A 23,965-nucleotide genomic window follows, 5' to 3' on the forward strand; every position below is an offset into this window, starting at 1 on the left:
CGTGCGCGACCGCACGATCATGCCACGGGGGTCCTCGGCGGCGCGTGGACCTGGGGAGATGTGCGCGGCCGCGTCGGACCAGGCACACTCGGGCTCGTCCTGACAGCGAGAGGAGACCGGTGTGCCCGTCGTCGACTTCTGGTTCGACCCCGCCTGCCCGTGGGCGTGGATGACGTCCCGCTGGATGCTCGAGGTCGAGGCCGTCCGCGACGTCGAGGTCCGGTGGCACGTCATGAGCCTGTCCGTCCTCAACGAGGGCCGCGACCTCGACGACGACTACCGCCGCCTCATGGACGGGGCGTGGGGCCCGGTGCGGGTGCTGGTCGCCGCGGCACGCGACCACGGGGACGAGGTCCTCGAGCCGCTGTACACCGCGATGGGCACGCGACGGCACCCGGGCGGGCGCACCGACACCGACGCGATCGTCGCGGAGTCGCTGGCCGAGGTCGGGCTGCCGGCCGCGCTCGCGGACGTGGCCGCCGGGCAGGAGGTCGACGACCTGCTGCGCGCCTCGCACGCCCGCGCGATGGACCTGGTGGGTGACGAGGTCGGCACGCCGGTCGTCGCGATCGACGGTGTCGGCTTCTTCGGTCCCGTGATCACGCCGGCACCGCGTGGTGACGCGGCCGGTCGGCTGTTCGACGGGCTGGCGCTGGTGACGGGCGTGCCGGGGTTCTACGAGCTCAAGCGCACACGGACGCAGGGACCGGTGTTCGACACCGCAGCCCTGCCGCACGCGTGAGCGGGGCGGGGCCCCTGCAGGGCCTGAGCAGGGGCATGCAGGTCTTCGTGCTCGTCGACGTGCTGCTCCTGGTGATCCTCGTCGTCCTCGTGGCCCAGCTGCCCTCGCGGATGCGGGCGGACGCGGGACCGGTGTCGACGCCCGCCCCGTCCGCGCCCGCCGCGACCGCGACTGCCGGGGGCGGCGACGGGACGGATCCCGTCGCGTTCTCGCTGCCCAGCGGCAACATCACGTGCGAGATGAGCGCCGAGGGCGTCCTGTGCACGATCGGCAGCTTCACCTACGCAGCGCCGCAGGTCACCGGGTGCGAGGCCGAGACCGGGCACGTCGTGCGCCTCGACGACGACGGCTTCCGGTTCGAGTGCGAGGACGACGGCGTGCCGTCCGTGCCGCAGGGCGCCGAGCTCGCCTACGGCTCGCGCGAGAGCGTCGGGGCGTACACCTGCGCGTCGGGGACCGACGGCGTGACGTGCCTCGACGACGCCGGTGTCGGGTTCCGGCTCGCCCGCGCGCAGTGGACCACGCTGCCCTGAGGCGCCACGGGCGCGGCTCTCGAACCGGCAAGCCGCGGCCTCACTCCGGCTCCGCAACGACCGGGCCTGTGGATCGGAGCCCGGATCAGCGACTGCCAGACGTCTAGGTTATCTCCGGCGTCCCAGCACTGGGTCTTTGCTTGACATTGGCGCTGCCAGGATGTGCCGGACCCGCTGCTGAGAGCGCTTTGCCGGCAGCCATATCGTTTCTCGACCTGATCGTGAGGGAATCAAGAGGCCTTCGCTCTGCAGGTGCGTCAAGGCGGGCCCAACGAGTTGCTGCAATTGCGTTGGCAGGCCACGGACTAAAGCACTTTCTCGACGTCCACGGCCGCGCTGCAGGTACACCTTTTTTAGAATAGTCAAGTAAACGCGAGTCTCGTCGGGAAGGCGAAGTTCAAGAATCGCTGAAGTGGTAGAGGCGCTGTCGCCGTACTCACCTACGGAACACTTCTCGAAACGTCCTCCCGGAAGGTCCGTGTAGGCTGTCGCGCCATCGACGGTCTCAAAGTGGACCCGAGTAAACAAGGGGACGCTCGACGCAGAGTAGTCCTCTTCCAACTCTAGTCGTTGCACGATGCAATCTCTCAGAACGGTGGCGCCCGCGTCCGCATGAGACGAGACTCGAATACTCGGTATCACGAAGTCAGCGATGTCTGGTGCCGCCCGTCCCACCGAACATCCCGTCGCGAGTACAGCACGCACGAGCTCGACCACGAGGCCCGAGTTGGCATGCTGCCGGGTGGCCAACTCCAGAGAAGCGGAGACGGCTGCCTGTCCGACTCCGCTCTGATCGATGCGATGCAGCAAGACTTCAATTCCGAGATCCTCAAGGAGAAAATCCCAGTCGCGAAGATCCTCTCCTGCAATACTGGACGTTCTGGGAGATATCACATACTCAAACACGTCGCCAGCGCGCGCCGTGTCGGTGAGGTCCTCATCGACAAACTCCCGTGGAAGGTTGGACGACTGATCGTCGGTAGACTCCGAGACGCCCAGGCCCGGAAGCCGGTCGAGGATGACACGCGAGCCCTCATCCGGCTGGTAGCCGCAAACTTCACGAAACGCGTCGCTCAGATCGTCAAATCGAAGTGGGCCTCGTCCAGAGGTTGTTCGACGTGCCCGCGATGCGAGCCGCTCAACTATTCGCCGGATAGTAGGCCCGTCTAGGCCGACGTCGATCTGCGCCTCCCTCTCGCAGATTCGCGAGAGAAGGAGATCCCATCCGGCTGCAGGGCTCTCCGTGTTCCCTGAGGCTTGAGCCGAGAGAAGTCCCATGCTTGCTAGGTAACCTACGAGAAGAGGACGACTCGGTATCCAGTACGGTAGAACACCCTCGAGACCATTAGTTCGCAGGTAGTCGGCAATCTGCTTATCGGAAAAGTCGCTCGCACTGAGGTGGGTGTAGGCGGCCGAGAGGCCGAGCGAACGTGCCATCTCAGCCTCGGTGTCAAAGAAATGCGATCGACCTGCAACAAGAATTCCAGTATCTAAGGGACTCTCTTCGCAAAACTTGCGAATGAGGGCAACGTTTCTCCGTCGTACATCCGGGAGGCCCTTCGCATTTCCAGTCCAACCCGGGAAGGTGATCTCGTCGAATCCATCTAGGATCAGGACCGTCTGATCGGACCTCCAAGCTCGAACAAGATCTGCCGAGTTTGCGAAGCCGATTCGTTTCGCGTGCCGATGCAGTGCCTCAGACGGGTCGTCCTGGCCCTGGTGGTCACGTAAATTTAGGTGGATTGGTATGCGGCTGGTCGAGTCTTTCTGCCATTTGGTACCTAAGGTCAACCATGCCTCTCGGAGTGACATGGACTTGCCAATTCCATAATCGCCTGTGAGTGCGAGGGTGTGACCATCGGAAAGTGCGTCGCTAATTCTCTGTATCGCCCATGCCTCGGTGAGCAACGGACGCTCCAGCAGATCAAGACCTATATATTTCGTGCTTACGTTCGAACTATTTGTTCTCGGGTCTCGCGCGCTCCCGAACGCGTAGTCACTCCGTGCAGCGATGTATGCTGCCGCGTCAAAAAGCTCTTTCCTCAGGGCCCTGATGCTCAGTGGTGTGACAAATGGGCCCCCGTGACGTCGCACCGCATCGCGCTGGTCTGCACCAGGCTCTTCTGCTGTGATAAAGAACCCTCGAACGGCCTTTGTCGGGTGCTCGCGAGCCAATCTTTCTGTCAACCTAGACAGCTTCTTCGCGTCCTTTTCTGCTTTATCCATCTTTCGCGAACGGGTTGCCTCTATGGCAACGACGACCTCGCGTCCGACAAGCACGGCGTCTCGTTCCAAGCCGTCGATCTTGGTAGGCCCTCCGAGGCTCCCTGGATAGATCATCCGGGCAATTCGGAGGACCTCTTCTTCGAAGAGTCGATCTTGCTCGAAATCGTCGTTGCTCCGCCCAGGCATGCTTCACCCTAGCGATGAAACGGATCCCTGACGAGAGCGTCCTGCGACCAGCGCATCCCGGGTATTGGTCGGCCGGGTGGAACTGAAGGCCCGGCGACCCCCGGCGGCGTCACCAGATCCGCACGCGCTCCTGCGGGTCCAGCCAGAGCGCGTCGGACGGCTGCACGTCCCACGCCGTGTAGAACTCGTCGATGTTGCGCACCACGCCGTTGCACCGGAACTCGTCCGGGGAGTGCGGGTCCACCGCGAGGCGCCGGATGACCTCCTCGTCACGGCCCTTGGTCCGCCACGAGTGCGCCCACCCCACGAAGAGGCGCTGCAGACCGGTGTGCCCGTCGAGCACGGGTGTCTGGTCGAGCGGGTGGCCGAGCGCGATCTCGTAGGCGCGGACCGCGATGGCCAGGCCCCCCAGGTCGCCGATGTTCTCGCCGATCGTCAGCTCGCCGTTGACCTTGTGGCTGCCACCGAGCTGGCGCGGCGAGTACTGCGAGTACTGCGCGACGAGCGAGGCCGTCCGGCGCTCGAACTCGGTCCGGTCCTCGGCCGTCCACCAGTCGACGAGCCGCCCGTCACCGTCGTACTTCGACCCCTGGTCGTCGAACCCGTGCCCGATCTCGTGGCCGATCACCGCGCCGATACCGCCGTAGTTCACGGCGTCGTCGGCCTCGGCGTCGAAGAACGGCGGCTGCAGGATCGCCGCAGGGAAGACGATCTCGTTCATGCCCGGGTTGTAGTAGGCGTTGACCGTCTGCGGCGTCATGAACCACTCGTCGCGGTCGATCGGCCGGCCGATCTTGCGCAGCTCACGGTCCAGCTCGAACGCGCTCGACCGGCGCACGTTGCCGAGCAGGTCGTCCGCCCGCACCTCGAGCGCCGTGTAGTCGCGCCAGCGCACCGGGTACCCGATCTTCGGCGTGAACTTCTCGAGCTTGTCCAGCGCCCGCTTGCGGGTCTCCTCGCCCATCCACTCCAGGGTCGTGATCGACTCGCGGTACGCCTGCACCAGGTGGGCGACGAGCGTGTCCATGCGCTCCTTGTGCGACGGCGGGAAGTGCCGCTCGACGTACACCTTGCCGACGGCCTCCCCGAGCGCCCCCTGGACCAGGGACACGCCGCGCTTCCACCGCTCGCGCACCTGCGGCGCGCCCGACAGCGTCCGACCGTAGAAGTCGAAGTTCGCCTCGACCAGCTCGTCGGTCAGGTACGGCGCCCGTGCGGTGACCACGTGGTAGGTCGCCCACGCCTGCCAGTCGCCCAGCGGCACCTCGCCCCACAGCGCGGCGAGCCCGTGCGCGAAGGGTGGTTCGCGCACCACGAGGTGGTCGAACGTGCCCTGCGGCGCCCCGAGCGCGACGGCCCACGCGCGCCAGTCGAACCCCGGTGCGGACTCGGCGAGCTCCTCGAGCGTCATCGCGTTGTAGGTCAGCTCCGCGTCGCGGTCCGTGACGACGTCCCAGTGGTGCGCTGCCAGCCGGGACTCCAGCGCGACGACCCGTGCCGCCAGGTCGTCGACGTCACCCGCGGCGACGACGCCCGAGACGGGTGCGGCCAGCCGCAGCATCCGCGCCACGTGCGGCAGGTACTTCTCGCGGACGCCGGCGTGCTGCTCCTCGCGGTAGTACGCCTCGTCCGGCAGCCCCAGGCCGCCCTGCACGAGGTGCACGACGTAGGTGTCGGGGGCCTTCGCGTCGTTGTCGACGTACAGGTCGACCACCGACGCGGCCCCGGAGCGCTGCAGCGCGCCCAGCGCCGCGGTCAGGTCGGCGAGCGAGGCCGCCGCGTCCACGGCCGCCAGGTCCGCGCGCAGCGGCTCGACACCGGCCGCAGCGACCGCGTCGGCGTCCATGAAGCTCGCGTACAGTGCGCCGATCTTGGCCTCGACGCCGTGCGCGTCCCCGTCGGTCGCGGCCGCCGCGGCGTCGGTGATGATCGCCAGGACCTGGCGCTCGGCCTCGTCGTACAGCGCGCGGAAGGGCCCGTCCATCGACCGGTCCGGTGGGATGACGTAGCTCGCCGCCCACCGTCCGTTGACGTAGGCGTCGAGGTCGTCCTGGGGCCGGACGGCCGGGTCGAGGTCGTCCAGGGGGAGTCCGCTGCGCGTCATGCGCGACAGCCTACGAACTCGCGGGGACATCCGGGTGACGGACCGCGCTGCGGACCGCGTCGCGGACTGCGGCAGGATGTGCGCATGCGCATCCACGTCGCCGCCGACCACGCCGGGTACGAGCTCAAGGTCGCGCTCGCGGAGCACCTGCGGGCCGCCGACCACGAGGTCGTCGACCACGGGGCCTTCGAGTACGACGCCCAGGACGACTACCCGTCGTTCTGCTTCGCCGCGGGACAGGCCGTCGTGGCCGAGCCCGGATCGCTGGGCGTCGTCATCGGCGGCTCCGGCAACGGGGAGCAGATCGCGGCGAACAAGGTCACCGGGGTACGCGCCGCGCTCGCGTGGAACGTCGAGACCGCGCGCCTCGGGCGCCAGCACAACGACGCGAACGTCATCGCGATCGGGGCGCGTCAGCACTCGGTGGCCGAGGCGCTGGCCCTGGTCGACGCGTTCGTCGCCGAGGCCTTCAGCGGCGACCCGCGCCACCAGCGCCGCATCGACCAGCTCGCCGCGTACGAGGCCGCGCGCCCCTGAGGCTGAGACGGCGACGGCCCGGCCGCCGCGCGGCCGGACCGTCCCCGTCGTCGAGCCCGGGGTCAGAACACCCAGGGGCACACCGGCGCGAGCGGCGATGCGAGCGCGGTCGTGAGCCGGTCGAGGGCGGCCGCCTCACCCTGCACGAGCCCGGCGGCACCGAACGCGGTCGCCGAGCGCCCACCCAGGTAGAGCGCGCCGAGCTCGCGCACGTCGAGGCGCACGTCGGCCGGCTCCGAGGTCCGTGACACCTCGAGCACGCCGTCGTCGTCCGCGACCAGGCGCCAGGTGCCGGCGTTGGCGGGCAGCAGCGTGTCCGTCACGTCGAGCACGACGTCCAGCGCGCGGGCGGTCCGCCGTGCCGTCAGGGCGGCCGGCAGGTCGAGCAGCCGGACCCAGACGTTGTCGCTCACGCGTCGCCGCGTCGGGCGCAGGTCGACCAGGAGGTGCAGCAGCGGGTCGTCGACCGCCAGCATCGGCGACTCGACCTTGGTGGTCAGGTCCAGGTCGAGCAGGAAGGACCACAGCCGGTGCGCCGCCGGTGCGTCGAGCGCCGACGCCCAGCGCACCTTGGCCGTGTACTCGGGTCCGGCCTCCCCCCAGGCGTCCTTGCGCGCGAACGCCGCGATCGCGCGGACGTCGTCGCCGTCGCGCACCGTGACCAGCAGCGCCGCCTCGTAGCCCTGCCGCCACGCCGGCGGGTCGCCGACGAGGCGCGCGCGCAGCTCGGGCGTCGTGCGGGGCATCCACCCCGGACGTCGGCGCCCCGCGCGGCGGTGCAGGTCCTCGACGAGGTCGGCGTAGGACGCCTCGAGCCGCTCGACGTGCACCGTGAGCGCGTCGGAGCCGGCCACGGGCCGCAGCGCCGCCCGCCGCGGCAGGGTGAGCCGGACGTCGTCCGCCGCGGAGCCGTAGCCGAACCGCCCGTAGATCGCGGGCTCGGCGGCGAACAGCGCGGACACCGGCTCGCCGCGCTCGAGGCAGCGCTCGACGTGCGTGCGGACCATCGAGGTGAGCAGCCCGCGGCGGCGCTGGTCCGGACGGACGCCGACCCACGTCAACCCGCCGCACGGCACCTGGCCGCCGGGGACCGGCAGGTCGAGCTGGTACGAACCGTGGACGGCAGCCAGGCGCCCGTCGGGGCCCTCGACCGCCACCATGCGCCCGTCGGGCACGGGGAACGGCATGACCTTCTCGACCTCGGGATCGTGGGTCACGGCGAACGCGAGGTCGTCGACCTCACGGAACTCGTCGCGGCGTTCGGGCGGGACGACGACGGTGCGGTACCCGTCGGGCAGGGTGCTCATGCACGACATCCTGCTGCCGCGCGGCGCCAGGACGCACGCCCATTGCGCTCGGGACTCGGGTGGGGCTGGATCGACCTCTGGCGGTGAGGGGGCGATCGAGCACGGGGTGGGGTGGGGCTGGATCGACCTCTGGCGGTGAGGGGGCGATCGAGCACGGGGGGGTGGGGAGGCGTCGGTGGGTGGGTGCGAGCGGGTCGCGCGTCGGGCAGGCCCGCCGGCCCTACGCTCGGATGGTGAGCACCTCCCCGTTCGGCCCGCGCGGTGGGTGGGCGTGGCGTCTGCTGGCGGGCTGGGCAGTGGGTCCGCAGCCGCGGGCCGCGGGCGTGCTCGCCGTGCTCGTCGGCCTGTACGCCGTCGGAGCGGTGCGGCAGCCCGACTGGTTCGCCCTCACGGGTTTCGTGCTGCTGCTGCTCGTCGGGGCGTTCGTCCTGCGGTGGCGCTACCTGGTCGCGCTCGTCGTCCTCGTCGCGGCGCTCACGGTGGTGTGCGCCGCGATCCGCCCCACGGTCCCCACACCGGGCCCGCTGGCGGTGGTCGCCCTGGCCTGCGGCGCGGTCCTGGTGTTCGGGCGCGAGCGCGACCAGCTGGGCCTGCAGGGTGCTCCCGGGGCGCTCATGCTCGTCGACCTGCGCGACCGGCTCGCGGTCGGCGGTCGGCTGCCCACCCTGCCGGTGGGGTGGCAGGTCGACGCGGTGGTCCGCTCGGCGCACGGTGCCGGGTTCTCCGGCGACTTCCTGGTGTCCGCGGTGTCCGACGACCTGCTCGAGATCGTCCTGGTCGACGTGTCCGGCAAGGGACAGGCCGCGGGGGTGCGTGCGCTGCAGCTGCAGGGTGCGCTCGGCGGCCTGCTGGGCGCCCTGCCCGCGGACCGGTTCCTGCCCGCGGCGAACTCCTACCTGCTGGGGCAGGTGTGGGACGAGGGCTTCGCGACGGCCGTGCACCTGGCGGTCGACCTGCGTACCGGGCGGTACCGCGTGGCGACGGCGGGCCACCCGCCGCCCGCGGTGCTGCACGCCGGGTCCGGCCGGGTGGAGGCGCTGGGAGCCGTCGGCGGGGTCGCACTCGGCGTGCTGCCGGACGTGCCGCCCGGTGTCGACAGCGGGGTGCTGGGCCACGGGGACGCGATCGTGCTGTACACCGACGGGCTCGTGGACGCACCGGGACGCGACGTCGACCAGGGCATCGACCGGTTGCTGGGCGTCGTCGAGGTGGCCGTGGCGGCCGGGGCCGGGAGCGCGCGCGAGGTGCTGGCGGGCGTGCGCGCGGCGGACGACGACGACCGCGGCGTCGTGGTCCTGCGGCGACGCTGAGCGTGGCGACCGCGGCGGACGACGCCTACGTCGAGCAGGTGCACGACCTGGTCGGGCAGATCCCGCCCGGGCGGGTGATGACGTACGGGCTGATCGCCGAGGTCCTGGCGGACCGCGCCCGGGCCGCGGGACGTGCGCCGCAGGGCGGGCCGCGCCAGGTGGGACGGGCCATGGCCGCCGGTGGGGACGTGCCGTGGTGGCGGGTGGTCGACGCGGCCGGCAACCCGCCCGCGCAGCACCGCACGCGTGCGCTGACCGACCTGCGGGCGGAGGGCGCGCCGCTGACCCCCGACGGCGGGCGGGTGCGCGTCCGCGCGGCGGTGTGGTTCCCGGAGCAGTGAGACGTGCGGGCCACCCGCCCCCGGGTGACCCGCACGTCGGCTCGTGGGGTCGGGCCGTCAGCCCAGCGCGCGCCGCGAGGAGATCACGCCCGTGTCGAACCCGGCCAGGTGCAGGCCGCCGTGGAACCGCGCGTGCTCGATCTTCACGCACCGGTCCATGACGACGTCCAGCTCGGCCTCCTCTCCGCGGCGGGCGACGTCCTCGTGCCACGAGCCGAGCTGCAGCCACAGGGTCCTCGCCCCGACCGCGAGCGTCTCGTCGAGGACGGTCGGCAGGTCGTCGTGGCGGCGGAAGACGTCGACCAGGTCCGGGACGACGGGCAGCGCGTCGAGCGAGGGGTAGACCGGCCGGCCGAGGATCTCGTCGGCGCGCGGGTTGACGAAGTACACGTCGTACGGGGAGCTCGACAGCAGGTACGTCGCGACGAAGTACGACGCGCGCGCGGGGTTGGTCGACGCGCCGACGATCGCGATCGAGCGTGTCGCGCGCAGGATCGCCAGCCGCTCCGGTGCGCTCGGGCCGAGCCAGGTGCGGGCGCTCATCGTGCCTCCTCGCGGGTCGTGCCGGTCGCAGTGGTGAGCGCCTGGTCGAGGTCCCACAGGATGTCCACGGCGTCCTCGATGCCGACGCTGAGGCGCACCAGGTCCTCGGGGACGCCGGCAGCCTGCAGCTGCTCGGCCGAGAGCTGCTGGTGCGTCGTCGAGGCGGGGTGGATGACCAGCGTGCGGGCGTCCCCGACGTTGGCGAGGTGGCTCGCGAGCTGCAGGGCCTCGATGAAGCGGCGGCCGATCTCCCGGCCGGTCAGCCCCGGCGCGTCGGCGAGCCGGAACGCGAACACCGACCCCGGACCCAGCGGCAGGTACCGCTGCGCGCGCTCGTGGTGCGGGTGCGACTCCAGGCCCGCCCAGAGCACCGAGGCGATGCGGGGGTCGGACTCGAGCCACGTCGCGACCTCGCGCGCGTTCGCCAGGTGCGCGTCGAGCCGCTGGGGGAGCGTCTCGACGCCCTGCAGCAGCTGGAACGCCGACATCGGGGACAGCGCGGGCCCGATGTCGCGCAGCTGCTCGGAGCGCAGCTTGGTGAGGAACCCGTACTCGCCGAAGTTCTCCCACCAGCGCACCCCGCCGTACGACGCGACCGGCTCGGTCATCGTCGGGAAGCGGCCGTTGCCCCAGTCGAACCGGCCGGACTCGACGACCACGCCGCCGAGGGTCGTGCCGTGCCCGCCCAGGAACTTGGTCGCGGAGTGGATCACGATGTCCGCGCCGTGCTCGATGGGCCGCACCAGGTACGGCGTCGAGAGGGTGGAGTCGACGACGAGCGGCACGCCGGCGGCGTGCGCGACCTCGGCCAGCCCGGCCAGGTCGGCGATCTCGCCCGACGGGTTCGCGATCACCTCGGTGTAGACGGCCTTGGTCTCGGGGCGGATCGCCGCCGCGTAGTCGGCGGGGTCGGTCCCGGGCACGAACGTCGTCTCGACGCCGAAGCGCCGCAGCGTGACGTCGAGCTGCGTGACCGTGCCGCCGTACAGCTGCGCCGAGGCCACCAGGTGGTCGCCCGCGCCGGCCAGCGCGGCGAACACGAGGAACTCCGCGCTCATGCCCGACGCCGTGGCGACCGCGCCGATGCCGCCCTCGAGGGACGCGAGACGCTCCTCGAACGCAGCGACCGTCGGGTTGCCGATGCGCGAGTAGATGTTGCCGTACTTCTGCAGCGCGAAGAGGTTGGCGGCGTCGGCGGTGTCGTCGAAGACGAACGACGTCGTCTGGTAGATCGGCACGGCACGTGCGCCCGTGGTGGCGTCGGGGATGCCACCGGCGTGCAGCGCACGGGTGCGGAAGCCGAAGCGGTGCTCGCTCACGGTGCTCCTGTCGGGGACTCGGTCGGTCGGGGGAGGGGTGTGACGGTCAGGAGGTCGGCCGCGGCAGGCCCGCGGCGACCAGGACGCCCACCTGCTCGACCGCCCACGGGTTCTGCAGGGACGTCGTGTCACCGAGCGTGGTGCCCTCGACGAGCTGCGCGAGCAGCCTGCGCATGATCTTGCCCGACCGCGTCTTGGGGACCTCGGGGACGACCAGCACGTGGCGCGGGCGGGCGACGGGGCCGATCTCGCGGGTGACGTGCGCGCGCAGCTCGTCGCGCAGGGCGTGGGTCGCGGCCAGCCACGCCTCGACGTCCTCGACAGGTCCGGGTGCGGTGCTCGGCACGACGAACGCCGCGATGGCCTGCCCGGTCACCGGGTCGGCGACCCCCGCGACACCGGCCTCGCCGACCGCGGGGTGCGCGACGAGCGCCGACTCGACCTCGATGGTCGACAGCCGGTGCCCGGACACGTTGATGACGTCGTCGATGCGCCCGAGCAGCCAGATGTCCCGGTCCTCGTCGTACGACGCACCGTCGCCGGCGAGGAAGTACCCCCCGGCCGGGCCGTGCCCGGCGAACCGGCGCCAGTACGCGTCGAGGTACCGCTGGGGGTCACGCCACACCGTGCGCGCCATGCCCGGCCACGGGCGCTCGACGACGAGGAACCCGCCCTGGCCGGGCTGCACCTCGACCCCGTCGTCGCCGACGACCTTCGCGGCGATCCCGGGCAGCGGACGAGTCGCCGAGCCGGGCTTGAGGGTCGTGACGCCGGGGACGGGTGCGATCATCGCCGCCCCGGTCTCGGACTGCCACCACGTGTCCACGACGGGTACCTCGTCGCGCCCGAACGTGCGGCGGAACCACACCCACGCCTCGGGGTTGATGGCCTCGCCGACCGTGCCCAGCAGCCGGATGCTCGACAGGTCGTGCCCGCCGGGCAGCGCGTCGCCGAACCAGGTCATGAACGTCCGGATGAGCGTGGGCGCCGTGTAGTACGTCGTGACGCCGTAGCGCTCGATGACCTCGAGGTGGCGCTCGCGGTGCGGGGTGTCCGGCGTGCCCTCGTAGATGACCTGCGTGAGGCCGTTGGCGAGCGGCCCGTAGATCTCGTAGGTGTGGGCCGTGACCCACGCCAGGTCGGCGGTGCACCAGTGGACGTCGTCGTCCTTGACGTCGAACACGGCCCAGTGCGACCACGCGGCGTGCGTGAGGTACCCGCCGGAGGTGTGGACCAGGCCCTTGGGCTTGCCCGTGGTGCCGGAGGTGTAGATGACGAACAGCGGGTGCTCGGCGTCGAACGCCTGCGCCTCGTGCACGTCGGGCTGGGTGTCGACCACGTCGTGCCACCAGACGTCCCGCCCGGGCGTCCACGCGACGTCCTGGCCGGTGCGGCGCACGACGAGGACGTGCTCGACGTGCTCGAGCCCGGCGACCGCCTCGTCCGCCGCGGACTTGACCTCGACGGCCTGCCCGCGGCGGAACTGCCCGTCGCTGGTGACCAGCACCTTCGCCTCGGTGTCCTGCACACGGAACCGGACGGCCTCGGCCGAGAACCCGCCGAACACCAGCGAGTGCACGGCACCGATGCGGGCGATCGCGAGCGTCACGACGACGGTCTCGGCGATCACCGGCAGGTACACCACGACGCGGTCGCCGGGGCCCACCCCGAGCGCGGTGAGCGCGTGCGCGGCCTGCGCGACCTCGCGCTGCAGCTGGGCGTAGGTGATCGAGCGGCGGTCCCCGCGCTCGCCCTCGACGTGCAGCGCGACCTTGTCGCCGCGGCCGGCCGCGACGTGCCGGTCGACGCAGTTCACGGCCACGTTGAGCCGCCCGCCGACGAACCACTGCGCCGCGGGGACGGTGAGCTCGTCCGGCTCGCCGTCGGCGACGGGCGCCGGCGGGGACCACGTGTGCGCGGTGTGCCACGGCGTGTCCCACTCCAGGCGCCGCGCGGCCTCCTCCCAGAACGCGACGGGGTCGGCGGCGGCCCGCGCCCAGTCCTGCGGGCGGACGTTGGACGTCGCCGCGAGGTCGGCCGGTGCCGGGTAGGTGCGGGTCTCGGACTGCAGGGTGTCGAGCGTGGTCATGCGAACCTCCGCAGCAGCTGCTTCTCGGCCAGGGCGACGACCGAGTCGGTGAGCTTGGCGATGAGCGCGAGCAGCACGATCGCCAGCAGGATGCGGTCGACCCGGCCGTTGTTCTGCGAGTCGGTGAGCAGGAACCCCAGACCCATCGACGACGCGATGAGCTCGGCGGCCACGAGGAAGAGCCACGCCTGCGCGAGCCCCAGCCGCAGGCCCGACATGACGGTGGGCAGCACGGCCGGCAGCTGCACGGACTGGAACAGCCGCGCGCCGCGCAGGCCGAAGGCGCGCCCCGCCTCGACCAGGTGCGGGTCGACGTGCCGCAGCGCGGCGGCGACCGTCGTGTAGACGGGGAAGAACGCGCCGATCGCGACGAGCGTGATCTTGGAGTCCTCGCCGATCTTCATCCACAGGATGAGCAGCGGCACCCAGGCGAGCGACGGCACGGCGCGCACGGCGGCGAGCGTGGGGGCCAGCAGGACGTCGCCGGCGCGCGACAGGCCGACCACGGCGGCGACCACGAGGGCGATCGCCGCACCGGTCGCGAACCCGAGCAGGACCCGCTGCACCGAGATCGCGATGTACGGGACCAGCACGCCGCGCTGCTGCAGGTCGACGCCGGCCTCCCAGACGGAGGCCGGGGTGGGCAGCTGGTACGGCGGCACCAGGCCGCCGGTCGTGACGAGGTGCCAGGCGCCGAGCAGCAGCAGCGGCAGCAGCGCACCGCCGATCACGCGCGTGCTGCGGCGTGCCCAGAACGACGACGACGGGGGCCGGGCCGGGCCGGCGTCGTGCGGGTTCAGCGCACGCAGCGGGCGGCCGTCGGCGTCGGTCACGGGACCGGTGCCGGGGGTGCCGAGGACGTCGGCCATGGCGGTCTCTCCTGGGGGCGGGGGAGGGGGGCGGGTCGGTGCCCCGCCACGGGGGCGGCGGGGCACCGGGTGATCAGTCCGCGACGTTCGCGGCGTCGGCCTGCTCGGCGAACGTCGGCTCGAACAGCTCGGCCAGCGCCTTGTCGATCGCCGCCTGGTCCGTCACGTCACCGGACTCGACGAAGATCGGGCCGACGACCTCGAGGACCTCGCGCTGCGCGTCGCCGGGGACCGGGTCGACGCCGAGGTTGGTGCGCTCGACGATGACCTTCTCCGCCACGGCGGCGTCGATGCCGGCGACCTCGGCGAGGATCGCGACGACCTCCTCGGGGTTCTCCTGCGCCCACGCGCGTGCCTTCTCGTACGCGTCGACGACGACCTGCGCCAGGTCGGGGCTCTGCTCGAGGAAGTCCTCGGTGGCGTTGAGGAACCCGTACGTGTTGAAGTCGATGTTGCGGTAGACCAGCTCGAGGCCGGACTCGGCCTCGCCCGCGGCCATGATCGGGTCGAGACCCGACCACGCGGCCACCGACCCCTGCTCGAGGGCCGTGCGGCCGTCGGCGTGCTGCAGGTTCTGGACCTCGACGTCCGTGAGCGGGACGCCGGCCTCCTCGAGCGACTGCAGGAGGAAGAAGTACGGGTCGGTGCCCTTGGTCGCGGCGACGGACTTCCCGGCGAGGTCGGCCACCGAGGTGATGTCCGACCCGGAGGGCACGACGATCGCGGCCCACTCGGGCTGGGAGTAGATGCCGATCGTGCGGATCGGGGACCCGTTGGCACGGGCGAGCAGCGCGGCGGAGCCCGCCGTGGAGCCCACGTCGATCGCGCCGGCGCGCAGCGCCTCGTTGGCCTTGTTGGAGCCCGCCGACTGCACCCAGGTGACGGCGACGTCGTCGCCGAGGGTCTCCTCGAGCCACCCCTGGTCCTTGATGACCAGGCTCAGCGGGTTGTAGGTCGCGAAGTCGAGCTCGAGGGTGTCGGCGCTCCACGTGACCTCGCCGTCGGCGGCGGCCGAGGGGTCGGCCGCGGCGGGCGGGGCGTCCTCACCGGCGGCGCAGCCGGTCAGCGCCAGGGCGGTCACGAGGGCCAGCGCGGTGGCGGACACGGCGGTGCGGATCGTCATCGTCGGTTCTCATCTCAGGGGAACGGGGCCTGCGGCCCGGGGTGGGTGCGGGCGCGGGTGTGCGCCGGGGAGGGGGTGGTCAGATGGAGTGGTGCAGGTCCGGGTCGAGCGCCGGGACGTGGTGCGTCGCGACCCCGAGCCCCTCGAGCAGCTCGGCGCGCAGCTCCGCGAGCTGGTGGTCGGCGCGGTCGCGCGGCCGTGCACCGGGGACGTCGATGACGCGGGCGACGGTCGGTGTGCCCTCCGGGCAGCGCGCGAGGTTGCGCAGCAGCAGGACGCGGTCGGCGAGGTACAGCGCCTCCTCGACGTCGTGCGTCACGAGCAGCACGGTCGTCGGCTCGGCCGCGTGCACGTCGAGCAGCAGGTCCTGCATGCGCAGCCGGGTGAGTGCGTCGAGCGCGCCGAACGGCTCGTCGAGCAGGAGCACGCCGGGGTTGCGGGCCAGGGCCCGGGCCAGGGAGGCGCGCTGCGCCATGCCGCCCGACACCTGGCGGGGGCGCAGGCCCGCGGACTCCTCGAGGCCGACGAGGTGCAGGAGCTCGGCGACGCGGTCGCGTCCCGCCTGGCGGTCCGTGCCGCGGGGCAGGCCGAGGGCGACGTTGGCGGTCAGGGTGCGCCACGGCAGCAGCCGCGGCTCCTGGAAGGCGACGGCGGTGCGGCGGTCGACGCCGGTCACCGGGGTGCCGTCGAGCAGGATGCGTCCCGCGTCGGGGGTGTCCAAGCCGCTGACCTGCCGCAGCAGGGTCGACTTGCCGCAGCCGGACGGGCCGACGAGCGCGACGATCTCCCCGGCGCGCAGCTCGAGGTCGACGCCGTGCAGCACCGTGCGGGGACCGGTGGGGGTCGCGAAGGTGCGTCGCACGGCGTCGAGGGTGACCGTGTGGGCGCGGCGGTCGAGCGTGGTGCTCTGGGTCATGGGGACGTCCGGGGGGTCAGGCGTGGGCGTCCGGCGTGCCGGGCGGGCCACGGGGGCGGGCACCGGCGGGGCGACCCGGGAGGGTCGGCGTGCTGAGGGTCAGCGAGGGCCGGTGCAGGGCTGCATCAAGCAGCACGGGCAACAGCGGCACATGGGGGAGGGGACGCGGACAGCGCGGCGGGCGACGGGCATCGCGGGCCTCCTGTCGTGTCGTCGCGATCGGCCGTCCATCTCACTTCGTGAGACTCGGTGACCACGTTTCAGACAGACTGTAGCGGCACGCCGCGCGTCGCGGCAACGCCGGTCAGCCCGCGGGCTGGATCTGCTGGGCGACCCAGTCCGCGTAGCCCTCGCGGCCGGCGCCCTCGCGCAGGTGGATCCCGTCGTCGTACAGCCAGTCGGGGTGCGCGTCCGCGAGCGACTTCCACCCGAGCAGCCGTGCGTGGGGGTACTCGGGGACGACCCGCGCGAAGAGCTCGTTGTCGTACTGCTCCCAGGGGCGCGGCACGCGCACGTCGACGACGAAGACCCGGTGGCCGGAGGTGCCGGCCAGCAGCCGGCGCAGGTCGTCCTCGGCGACCGGCCCGTTGGTGCCGCCGTGCACCACGACCGTGTGCCCGAGCCCTCCGGCCGCCGCGGCCCCGAGGACCAGGTCGGCCATCTCGCCGAACTGCCGGGACACGACCGCGTCGACCGCGACCCCGCGCGCCGCGAGCTCGGCCGCCGCGCCGAGCATCACGGAGTCGCCGAACGCCGACACCGTCCCGACCACCTCGACCGGGCTGGGCGCGGGCGTCGTCGGGCCCGGCGCCCGGTCCTGCTGCGGCACGGGCGCGGCTCCCGGGGCGGTGGTCCGCGACGCGGTCGGACCCGCCCCGGCGACGTCCGCCGGGCGCTCGGCGACCCCCGGAGCCCGTGCGACGCCCACGGCCAACGTGCCCACCACCGCCACGACCGCCACCGCGGCCACCGCCGACCGCAGCGCGGTCCTCGGGCGGTCGGGTCCGGGCCTGCGCAGCCGGGCCACCACGCGGCGCAGGGCCCCGCGTCGCACCGGGCCCTCGACCCACCGGTACGACGCCTCGGCCAGCGCGAGCGTCACCCCCACCCGCACGAGGACCGACGCCCACCCCGGCAGCGCGAGGTCCTGGCCGGGGCGCGTCAGCATCAGCACCGGCCAGTGCCACAGGTAGATCCCGTACGACCGCTCGCCGAGCCAGCGCAGCGGCTGCCGTGCCAGCGCGCGCCCCAGCAGCCCCGCCGGGTCGGCCGCCGCGCCGACGAGCACCACCGCCAGCACGGCGAACGCCAGGAACCCGCCCCGGTACAGGCCGGCGTCGAACTCGTCGACCAGCAGCACGCAGGCGACGACGCCCCCGAGCGCCGCGGCCCCCAGCACGTCGGTCACGCCGGCCTCGAAGCGACGCACGGGGTCCCCGCGCTCGACGACCCATGACCCGGCGCGGCGCCACGTGCGCCACGGCTGCCAGACGGTCGCGGCCGCGACGCCGAGCAGCAGGCCCATGGCGTGGGTGTCGGTGCCGACGTAGGCGCGGGTGGCGTCGTACGGCACGGGCATGCCCCCGCGGGTCGCGACGACGCCCATCGCGACGGTCGAGGCGACCGCGAGCACCGCCGCGACCTGCCCCAGGCGCGCCCGACCGGCGCGCAGCGCCAGCACCGCGGCGAGCGGCACGACGAGGTAGAACTGCGCCTCGACCGCGAGCGTCCACAGGTGCTGCAGCAGCGGCGGGCGACCCGTGAGCTCGAAGTACGAGCGCTCCGCCGCGACCTGCCACCAGTTCGAGGTGTACGTGACGGCGGCGAGCAGGTCGCCGCGCACCGCCGGCAGCGCGTCCCGCACGACGAGCGCGGCGGCGGCGGCGGCCGCCAGCACGACGAGCAGCGCGGGCACCAGGCGTCGTACGCGCCGGGCGAGGAACCGCCGGGTGCGGAACCTCCCGGTCGACTCCACCTCGTCGAGCACGAGGGAGGCGACGAGGTAGCCGGACAGCACGAAGAAGACGTCGACGCCGAGGAACCCGCCCCGCGCCCAGGGTGCGCCCAGGTGGTAGAGCAGGACGGCGACGACGGCGAGCGCGCGCACCCCGTCCAGGCCGCGCAGGTGGGGCAGGGCGGCCGGGCGGTCCGTCGCCCCGGGTGCCTGGCGGACGGTCTGCACCGCCACCTGCTCGACGACTGCCACGGCGACCTCTCGCGACGTTCCGGGTCCTGCGCGACGCTGCCGGTCCGTGCGTCGCGCGGACCAGGCTAGGCCGGGTCGGCCGGTGGTCCGTCGCCGTGTCGCTCGCCGTGTCCGTCGGGGTGACCGGACTCACCCCACAGGGCCGCGATCTGCGCCAGGGTGCGGGGGTCGGCCTGGGCGAGCACGGTCGTCACCGCGGTGGCACGCCATGCCGGCAGCTGCGCCCGCACGTCGTCGGGGGTGCCGACCATCGCGACGTCACGGACGAGCTCGGTGGGCACGGCGGCGGCGGCGCGCGCCCGGTCGCCGGCCAGGTAGTGCGCCTGGATCTCGTCGCACGCCTCGGCGTAGCCGAGCCGGTCGAGCACGTCACGGTGGAAGTTCGCGCCCTTGGCACCCATGCCCCCGGCGTACAGCGCGATGAAGGGCCGCACGACGTCGGCGGCGCTCTCGACGTCGTCGCCGAGCACGACGGGCACGGTCGCGACGACCTCGAACCCCTCGACGGGGCTGCGGGTGGCCGCCCGGCGCGCGAAGCCCTCCGCGAGCAGCTCGCGGTACGTCGCGTCCATCCGGGGCGAGTAGAACAGCGGCAGCCAGCCGTCGGCGATCTCCGCGGTCATCGCGATGTTGCGCGGCCCCTCGGCGGCCAGGTGGATCGGCAGGTCGGTGCGCAGGGGGTGCACGGTCGAGCGCAGCGCCTTGCCGAGCCCTGCCCCCTCGTCGGCGGGCAGCGGCAGGCGGTAGAACGCGCCGTCGTACGTCACGGGCCGCTCGCGCGCGATCACCTGGCGCACGACGTCGACGTACTCCCGGGTGCGGGCCAGCGGCCGCGGGTACGGCTGGCCGTACCAGCCCTCGACGACCTGCGGCCCGGAGGCGCCGAGGCCGAGGACGAACCGTCCGCCGGACAGGTGGTCGAGGGTGATCGCCGCCATCGCCGCGGCTGTGGGAGTCCGCGCCGAGATCTGGGCGATCGCCGTGCCCAGACGCACGCTCCGGGTGCCCGCACCCCACCAGGCCAGCGGCGTGAGCGCGTCGGACCCGTACGCCTCGGCGGTCCAGACGGAGTCGAGCCCGAGGTCGTCGGCCGCGCGCACGGCCTGCGCCGCCCCCGGCGGGGGACCGGCCGACCAGTAGCCCGTGTGGTACCCGAGACGCATGCGCTGCTCCCTGTCGTCGCCGTCGACGTGCGCCCGACGGCGCCGGGGTGACGTTACCGGGCGGTAGCCCCACCCCGCGCGCGGTCCGCCAGGGAGTTGAGCAGGGCGGCGCCCGTCGCGGCGTCGTCGACGGTCACGACGTGCAGGCGCCCGCCGGTGCGCTCGACCTCGATGCCCTCGCCCGTGCGCATGACGAACCCGACGCGTCCGCCCCGGCCGATGCGGTAGCCCCACCCGCCGAAGTCGCCGAACGGGTCGACCTGCGTGACGCGGGCGGCGAGCACCTCGTCGAGCGGGACGCGGATCGCGGGCCACCCCAGGGCCGAGCGGGCGACCAGGCCACGGGCGTCGACGCGCACGCGCAGCACGAGCATCGACGCGAGCAGCACGCCGAGGCCGGCCGCGAGGACCAGGAGCGCCGGCGTCCGCAGCGCCGCGGCGAGCCCCACGTTCAGCAGCACCACGGACCCGCCGAACCACGCGCCGGCCCGGCTGGTCACCGACCTGCTCCAGGACGCCTCCGTGCCCGGGGTGAGCGCCGTGCGCGGCGCGGCGGGGTCCACCGGCGCCTCGGTCGGCATCGGGTCGTCGCGCGGCACGACGAGCGCGACGAGGACGCCGGCGAGGATGCCGCCCGCGAACGCCCCCACGAGCACCAGGTCGATCCCGCGCGCGTCGGCGGCGTCGGGCAGGTCGAGCTGCACCACGAGGGACCCCAGCACGACGACGGACATGAGCACCGCCAGGCCGGTCGCGAGCCCCGCGGCCATGCGTCGCGTCGAGGTGTCCTGACCCGGCCGCACGGCCAGCGCCCACATGCCGAGGGCGAACACCGGGACGAACAGCAACGGGACCGCGATGGCGTCCTTCAGCGAGCCGAAGGCGTCGGGGGCCTGCGAGGCCGACCAGTGCACGGCCAGAGGGTCGGGCAGGCGGGGCGTCCAGGCCACCGCGACGGCCACGGTCGCCACGAGCACGACGAGGGGCACCACGAGCGTCGTCACCGTGGTGGCGCGCCGGTGCGCCGGTGCCGGTCGGGGGGAGGTCATCCTCGGGTCCGGTCCTCAGATGTAGATGGCGGGGTCGTCGACCTCGACGTCGAACGGGATCTCGGTGCCCCGGCGCCGGATCCTGGCCGGCACGCCCACGGCGACCGCACCCGCCGGGACGTCCGTGATCACGACCGCGTTCGCGCCGACCTGCACGTCGTGCCCGAGCCACACCGGCCCGAGGATCTTCGCCCCGGCGCCCACCACCACCCGGTCGCCCAGCGTGGGGTGCCGCTTGCCGCGCTTCATCGAGCGCCCGCCCAGGGTCGCGCCGTGGAAGAGGACGACGTCGTCCCCGACCTCCGCGGTCTCGCCGATGACCACACCCATGCCGTGGTCGATGAAGAGGCGCTCGCCGAGCCGTGCGCCCGGGTGGATCTCGATGCCCGTCGCGGCGCGCGCCACCTGCGAGACCAGGCGTGCCGGCAGCCGCAGCACCGGGACCGCCCACATGAGGTGCGCGAGCCGGTACACCCAGATCGCGTGGACCCCCGGGTAGGCCAGGGCGACCTCGAGCAGGGTCCGTGCCGCGGGGTCGTGCCGGTGCGCCGCGTCGAGGTCGTCGCGCAGCGTGCGCAGGAAGTGGTGCAGGGGGCGCATGGCGGGCTCCGGGTCACGGGTGGGTCGTCGGCCGGGTGGGCGGACGGATCGGGCCCGGCCGTCGTCGGCGAGGACGACGACCGGGCCCGGTCGCTCAGTCGAGGAGGTCGGCGTACAGCACCGACGTGAGGTACCGCTCGCCGAAGGACGGGATGATCACCACGATGAGCTTGCCCGCGTTCTCGGGGCGGTGGGCGAGCTGCGTCGCCGCGTGCAGCGCCGCACCCGAGGAGATGCCGACGAGCAGGCCCTCCTCGCGGGCCGCGCGCCGCGCGACGGCCACGGCGGTCTCGGCGTCCACGTCGATGACCTCGTCGTAGACGCTCGTGTCGAGGATCTCGGGGACGAAGTTGGCGCCGATGCCCTGGATCTTGTGCGGGCCGGGCGCGCCGCCGTTGAGGATCGGCGACTCGGCGGGCTCGACCGCGACGATCTTGACGCCGGGCTTGCGCTCCTTGAGCACCTGGCCGACCCCGGTGATGGTGCCGCCGGTGCCGATGCCGGCGACGAGGATGTCGATCTCGCCGTCCGTGTCGGCCCAGATCTCCTCGGCCGTCGTGCGGCGGTGGATCTCGGGGTTCGCGTCGTTGGCGAACTGCCGGGCGAGGATCGCCCCCGGGCGCTCACCGACGATCTCGTTGGCACGGTTGACCGCGCCCTTCATGCCCTCGGAGCCCGGCGTGAGGATCAGCTCGGCGCCGAACGCCCGCAGCAGCGCACGCCGCTCCTTGGACATGGTCTCCGGCATCGTCAGCACGACCTTGTAGCCGCGCGCCGCGCCGACGAACGCCAGCGCGATGCCGGTGTTGCCGCTGGTGGCCTCGACGATCGTGCCCCCGGGCACCAGGTCGCCGGACTTCTCGGCCGCGTCGATGATCGCGACGCCGATGCGGTCCTTGACCGAGCTGGCCGGGTTGTAGAACTCCAGCTTGCCGACGACCTGGGCAGGCGCGCCGTCGGTGATCTTGTTGATGCGGACGAGCGGGGTGTTGCCGATGAGCGCGGTGGCGTCGTCGTAGATGCGGGCCATGGTTCCTCTTCGGTCGGTGCCGTGCCCGTGGGCCGGCAGGGCGGGGGATCTGCGAGGGTGCGCCGGTGCGACGCGGGTGGAGCCGGGGAGGCGCGCGGCGGCGGGTCCTCCGGGGCGAGCGCTGGGCGGGGTGCACCCGAAGGTGCGCGGCACGTCAGACGTGCGGCAGCGGCCAGCGCTCTACCGACACCGACAACAGGCGCACGCCACGCAGGCGCGCAGGACGGGGGCAACGGCGGCGGCGGGCACGCGCATCGCTCTCCTCGTCCGGGGGCCTCGCCCTGAGCGGGCCCGGGTGCAGCGGTGTCGATCCGTGGTCGAGCCGACGCTAGCGTCAACACGGTAGCGGGCGCAAAGGTTCCCGTGAGACGGATGTCTCGCGATGCGGACGCGTGCGCGTCCGGAGGTGGTGCGCGTCAGGCGGCCGGCAGCCCGACGGCGTCGAGCCACGCCTCGGCGAGCAGCCCGTGGCCCGCGGGCGTGGGGTGGACGCCGTCGAACGCCCAGCGCTCGGGCGAGGTGCGCGCCGCCGCGGCGGCGAACAGGCCGTCGGCGGGGACCAGCACCGCCCCGACCTCGGCAGCGAGCCGGCGCACGACGTGGATCCGCGGGTCGAGGTCGGCGCGCCACCCCTCGTGCACCGGCGGGACGGGCAGCGCGAAGGGCTCGACGAGCACGAACCGGGGGTCGAGTCGCTCCCGCGTCACGTCGAGGACGGCGCGGTAGTGCTCCTCGAACTCGGCCGTGCTGGTCACCGCGCCGGAGTCGAAGCGCCGCCACGTGTCGTTGACCCCGACGAAGACCGACACCACCGTCGGCTCGAGGTCCAGGGCGTCGGTCTGCCAGCGCTCCCGCAGCATGCGCGCCGTGTCACCGCCGACCCCCCGGTTGTGGAACGTCAGCCCCAGGTCGGGCCGTCGCGCCCCGGCGAGGGCCGCGACGATCCCGGCGTACCCGTGCCCCAGGCCCCACGGCGAGTCCGGCTGCTCGCGGTCGCGCCCCCAGTCCGTGATGGAGTCGCCGGTGAGCAGCACGCGGTCGCCCGGCCGCAGGAACGTCGTCGTCACGGGCACATCCCACCACGACGCGCGCCGGTAGGGTGAGCGCGTGCCGGGCGCTCTCGCGGGCGGCGGCGCACCACGGGGTGTGGCGCAGGTTGGTAGCGCGTCCGCTTTGGGAGCGGAAGGTCGTGGGTTCGAATCCCGCCACCCCGACCGGCCGACGACGCGGCCCCGGGACCGGTCAGGTTCCGAGAAGCGCCGCGTCGTCCGCGGTCCCTAGCATCGGCGACGTCCGCACGGAGCGATGCGAGGAGCGACATGGGAAGCACGTCGGAGTCGGGCGCCGGAGGTTTCACCGCGCAGGAGCGCGCGGCGATGAAGGACCGCGCAGCCGAGCTGCGGGAGCAGGCCGGGCAGCGCGGCAAGGGCGCCGCGGCCGCGAAGCAGGAGGCGGCCGTGCTGGCGACGATCGCGGAGATGCCCGACGTCGACCGGGTGCTGGCCGAGCAGGTGCACGCGATCGTGCGCGAGCACGCGCCGCAGCTGGCCCCGCGCACCTGGTACGGGCAGCCCGCCTACGCGCGGGACGGCAGGGTCGTGTGCTTCTTCCAGGCCGCCTCCAAGTTCGACACCCGGTTCGCGACGCTGGGCTTCAACGACGTCGCCGAGCTCGAGGACGGTCCGATGTGGCCGACGGCGTTCTCGCTGACGTCCGTCACCCCGGAGGTCGAGCGGACGGTCGCCGCGCTGGTGCGTCGCGCCGCGGGCTGA

The 23,965-nt window shown here is 73.1% G+C and carries 21 protein-coding genes and 1 tRNA gene; 7 read left to right on the forward strand and 15 right to left on the reverse strand.

The window, feature by feature from the left end:
• The first annotated feature begins 121 nt into the window (after positions 1 to 121).
• On the forward strand, positions 122 to 742 hold the full coding sequence (locus tag Cph01nite_RS00540) for a mycothiol-dependent nitroreductase Rv2466c family protein (protein WP_203670407.1): 621 nt from the start codon (positions 122 to 124) through the stop codon (positions 740 to 742).
• 35 nt (positions 743 to 777) lie between these two features.
• Positions 778 to 1,275: a hypothetical protein gene (locus Cph01nite_RS00545; protein ID WP_203670408.1), complete on the forward strand. Its 498-nt coding sequence runs from the start codon at positions 778 to 780 to the stop codon at positions 1,273 to 1,275.
• Positions 1,276 to 1,383: 108 nt separating this feature from the next.
• Here Cph01nite_RS00545 and Cph01nite_RS00550 read toward each other — a convergent pair whose 3' ends face one another.
• Positions 1,384 to 3,687, reverse strand: coding sequence for an NACHT domain-containing protein (locus tag Cph01nite_RS00550; protein WP_203670409.1), 2,304 nt, complete (start codon positions 3,685 to 3,687; stop codon positions 1,384 to 1,386).
• 109 nt (positions 3,688 to 3,796) lie between these two features.
• Entirely contained in the window at positions 3,797 to 5,791 is a 1,995-nt protein-coding gene (locus tag Cph01nite_RS00555) for a M13 family metallopeptidase (RefSeq protein ID WP_203670410.1), read from the reverse strand.
• Between the two features lie 84 nt (positions 5,792 to 5,875).
• Between Cph01nite_RS00555 and Cph01nite_RS00560 the strand changes: the two genes are divergently transcribed.
• Complete coding sequence (locus Cph01nite_RS00560) at positions 5,876 to 6,328, forward strand: ribose-5-phosphate isomerase (RefSeq protein WP_203670411.1); 453 nt, start codon at positions 5,876 to 5,878, stop codon at positions 6,326 to 6,328.
• Positions 6,329 to 6,390: 62 nt separating this feature from the next.
• On the opposite strand, the gene Cph01nite_RS00565 is transcribed toward Cph01nite_RS00560, so the two are convergent.
• Positions 6,391 to 7,635, reverse strand: a complete 1,245-nt coding sequence (locus Cph01nite_RS00565) for a GNAT family N-acetyltransferase (RefSeq protein WP_203670412.1) — start codon at positions 7,633 to 7,635, stop codon at positions 6,391 to 6,393.
• Positions 7,636 to 7,868: 233 nt separating this feature from the next.
• Between Cph01nite_RS00565 and Cph01nite_RS00570 the strand changes: the two genes are divergently transcribed.
• Together Cph01nite_RS00570 and Cph01nite_RS00575 are read left to right on the forward strand one after the other, a co-directional pair.
• Positions 7,869 to 8,945 (forward strand): PP2C family protein-serine/threonine phosphatase, encoded by a 1,077-nt coding sequence (locus tag Cph01nite_RS00570; protein ID WP_373307527.1) that lies wholly within the window; start codon positions 7,869 to 7,871, stop codon positions 8,943 to 8,945.
• 2 nt (positions 8,946 to 8,947) lie between these two features.
• Positions 8,948 to 9,286: an MGMT family protein gene (locus tag Cph01nite_RS00575; RefSeq protein ID WP_275407374.1), complete on the forward strand. Its 339-nt coding sequence runs from the start codon at positions 8,948 to 8,950 to the stop codon at positions 9,284 to 9,286.
• Between the two features lie 57 nt (positions 9,287 to 9,343).
• Here Cph01nite_RS00575 and Cph01nite_RS00580 read toward each other — a convergent pair whose 3' ends face one another.
• The 12 genes from Cph01nite_RS00580 to Cph01nite_RS00635 all read right to left on the reverse strand — a co-directional run bounded on the left by Cph01nite_RS00580 (position 9,344) and on the right by Cph01nite_RS00635 (position 23,260).
• Positions 9,344 to 9,829 (reverse strand): CoA-binding protein, encoded by a 486-nt coding sequence (locus tag Cph01nite_RS00580; protein ID WP_203670414.1) that lies wholly within the window; start codon positions 9,827 to 9,829, stop codon positions 9,344 to 9,346.
• The gene (locus tag Cph01nite_RS00585) at positions 9,826 to 11,148 is read right to left on the reverse strand and encodes an O-acetylhomoserine aminocarboxypropyltransferase/cysteine synthase family protein (protein ID WP_203670415.1); all 1,323 of its coding nucleotides are present in this window, start codon (positions 11,146 to 11,148) and stop codon (positions 9,826 to 9,828) included. The genes Cph01nite_RS00580 and Cph01nite_RS00585 overlap by 4 nt, the downstream gene beginning before the upstream one ends.
• Before the next feature lie 46 nt (positions 11,149 to 11,194).
• Positions 11,195 to 13,237, reverse strand: a complete 2,043-nt coding sequence (gene acs, locus Cph01nite_RS00590) for an acetate--CoA ligase (RefSeq protein WP_203670416.1) — start codon at positions 13,235 to 13,237, stop codon at positions 11,195 to 11,197.
• The gene (locus tag Cph01nite_RS00595) at positions 13,234 to 14,106 is read right to left on the reverse strand and encodes an ABC transporter permease (protein ID WP_203670417.1); all 873 of its coding nucleotides are present in this window, start codon (positions 14,104 to 14,106) and stop codon (positions 13,234 to 13,236) included. Before Cph01nite_RS00595 ends, acs begins: the two co-directional genes overlap by 4 nt.
• Positions 14,107 to 14,179: 73 nt before the next feature.
• Positions 14,180 to 15,229 carry an aliphatic sulfonate ABC transporter substrate-binding protein gene (locus Cph01nite_RS00600; RefSeq protein ID WP_203670418.1) on the reverse strand — a complete coding sequence of 350 codons (1,050 nt, stop codon included), beginning with the start codon at positions 15,227 to 15,229 and terminating at the stop codon, positions 14,180 to 14,182.
• A gap of 79 nt (positions 15,230 to 15,308) precedes the next feature.
• Complete coding sequence (locus Cph01nite_RS00605; protein WP_203670419.1) at positions 15,309 to 16,145, reverse strand: ABC transporter ATP-binding protein; 837 nt, start codon at positions 16,143 to 16,145, stop codon at positions 15,309 to 15,311.
• Positions 16,146 to 16,449: 304 nt separating this feature from the next.
• Positions 16,450 to 18,351, reverse strand: coding sequence for an acyltransferase family protein (locus tag Cph01nite_RS00610; protein WP_203670420.1), 1,902 nt, complete (start codon positions 18,349 to 18,351; stop codon positions 16,450 to 16,452).
• A 65-nt stretch (positions 18,352 to 18,416) separates the two neighbouring features.
• Complete coding sequence (locus Cph01nite_RS00615; protein ID WP_203670421.1) at positions 18,417 to 19,514, reverse strand: LLM class F420-dependent oxidoreductase; 1,098 nt, start codon at positions 19,512 to 19,514, stop codon at positions 18,417 to 18,419.
• A gap of 53 nt (positions 19,515 to 19,567) precedes the next feature.
• Complete coding sequence (locus tag Cph01nite_RS00620) at positions 19,568 to 20,563, reverse strand: DUF1648 domain-containing protein (protein WP_203670422.1); 996 nt, start codon at positions 20,561 to 20,563, stop codon at positions 19,568 to 19,570.
• Between the two features lie 15 nt (positions 20,564 to 20,578).
• Positions 20,579 to 21,163, reverse strand: a complete 585-nt coding sequence (gene epsC / locus Cph01nite_RS00625; RefSeq protein ID WP_203670423.1) for a serine O-acetyltransferase EpsC — start codon at positions 21,161 to 21,163, stop codon at positions 20,579 to 20,581.
• Between the two features lie 94 nt (positions 21,164 to 21,257).
• On the reverse strand, positions 21,258 to 22,193 hold the full coding sequence (gene cysK, locus Cph01nite_RS00630) for a cysteine synthase A (RefSeq protein ID WP_203670424.1): 936 nt from the start codon (positions 22,191 to 22,193) through the stop codon (positions 21,258 to 21,260).
• Between the two features lie 416 nt (positions 22,194 to 22,609).
• Entirely contained in the window at positions 22,610 to 23,260 is a 651-nt protein-coding gene (locus Cph01nite_RS00635) for an SGNH/GDSL hydrolase family protein (RefSeq protein WP_203670425.1), read from the reverse strand.
• Between the two features lie 73 nt (positions 23,261 to 23,333).
• Here Cph01nite_RS00635 and Cph01nite_RS00640 point away from each other — a divergent pair.
• Positions 23,334 to 23,407 (forward strand) — tRNA-Pro (locus tag Cph01nite_RS00640).
• A 105-nt stretch (positions 23,408 to 23,512) separates the two neighbouring features.
• A complete protein-coding gene (locus Cph01nite_RS00645) occupies positions 23,513 to 23,965 on the forward strand; it encodes an iron chaperone (RefSeq protein ID WP_203670426.1) in 453 nt (150 codons plus the stop codon).

Origin of the sequence: Cellulomonas phragmiteti, from assembly GCF_016862775.1 — a bacterium.
Classification (GTDB): domain Bacteria; phylum Actinomycetota; class Actinomycetes; order Actinomycetales; family Cellulomonadaceae; genus Cellulomonas; species Cellulomonas phragmiteti.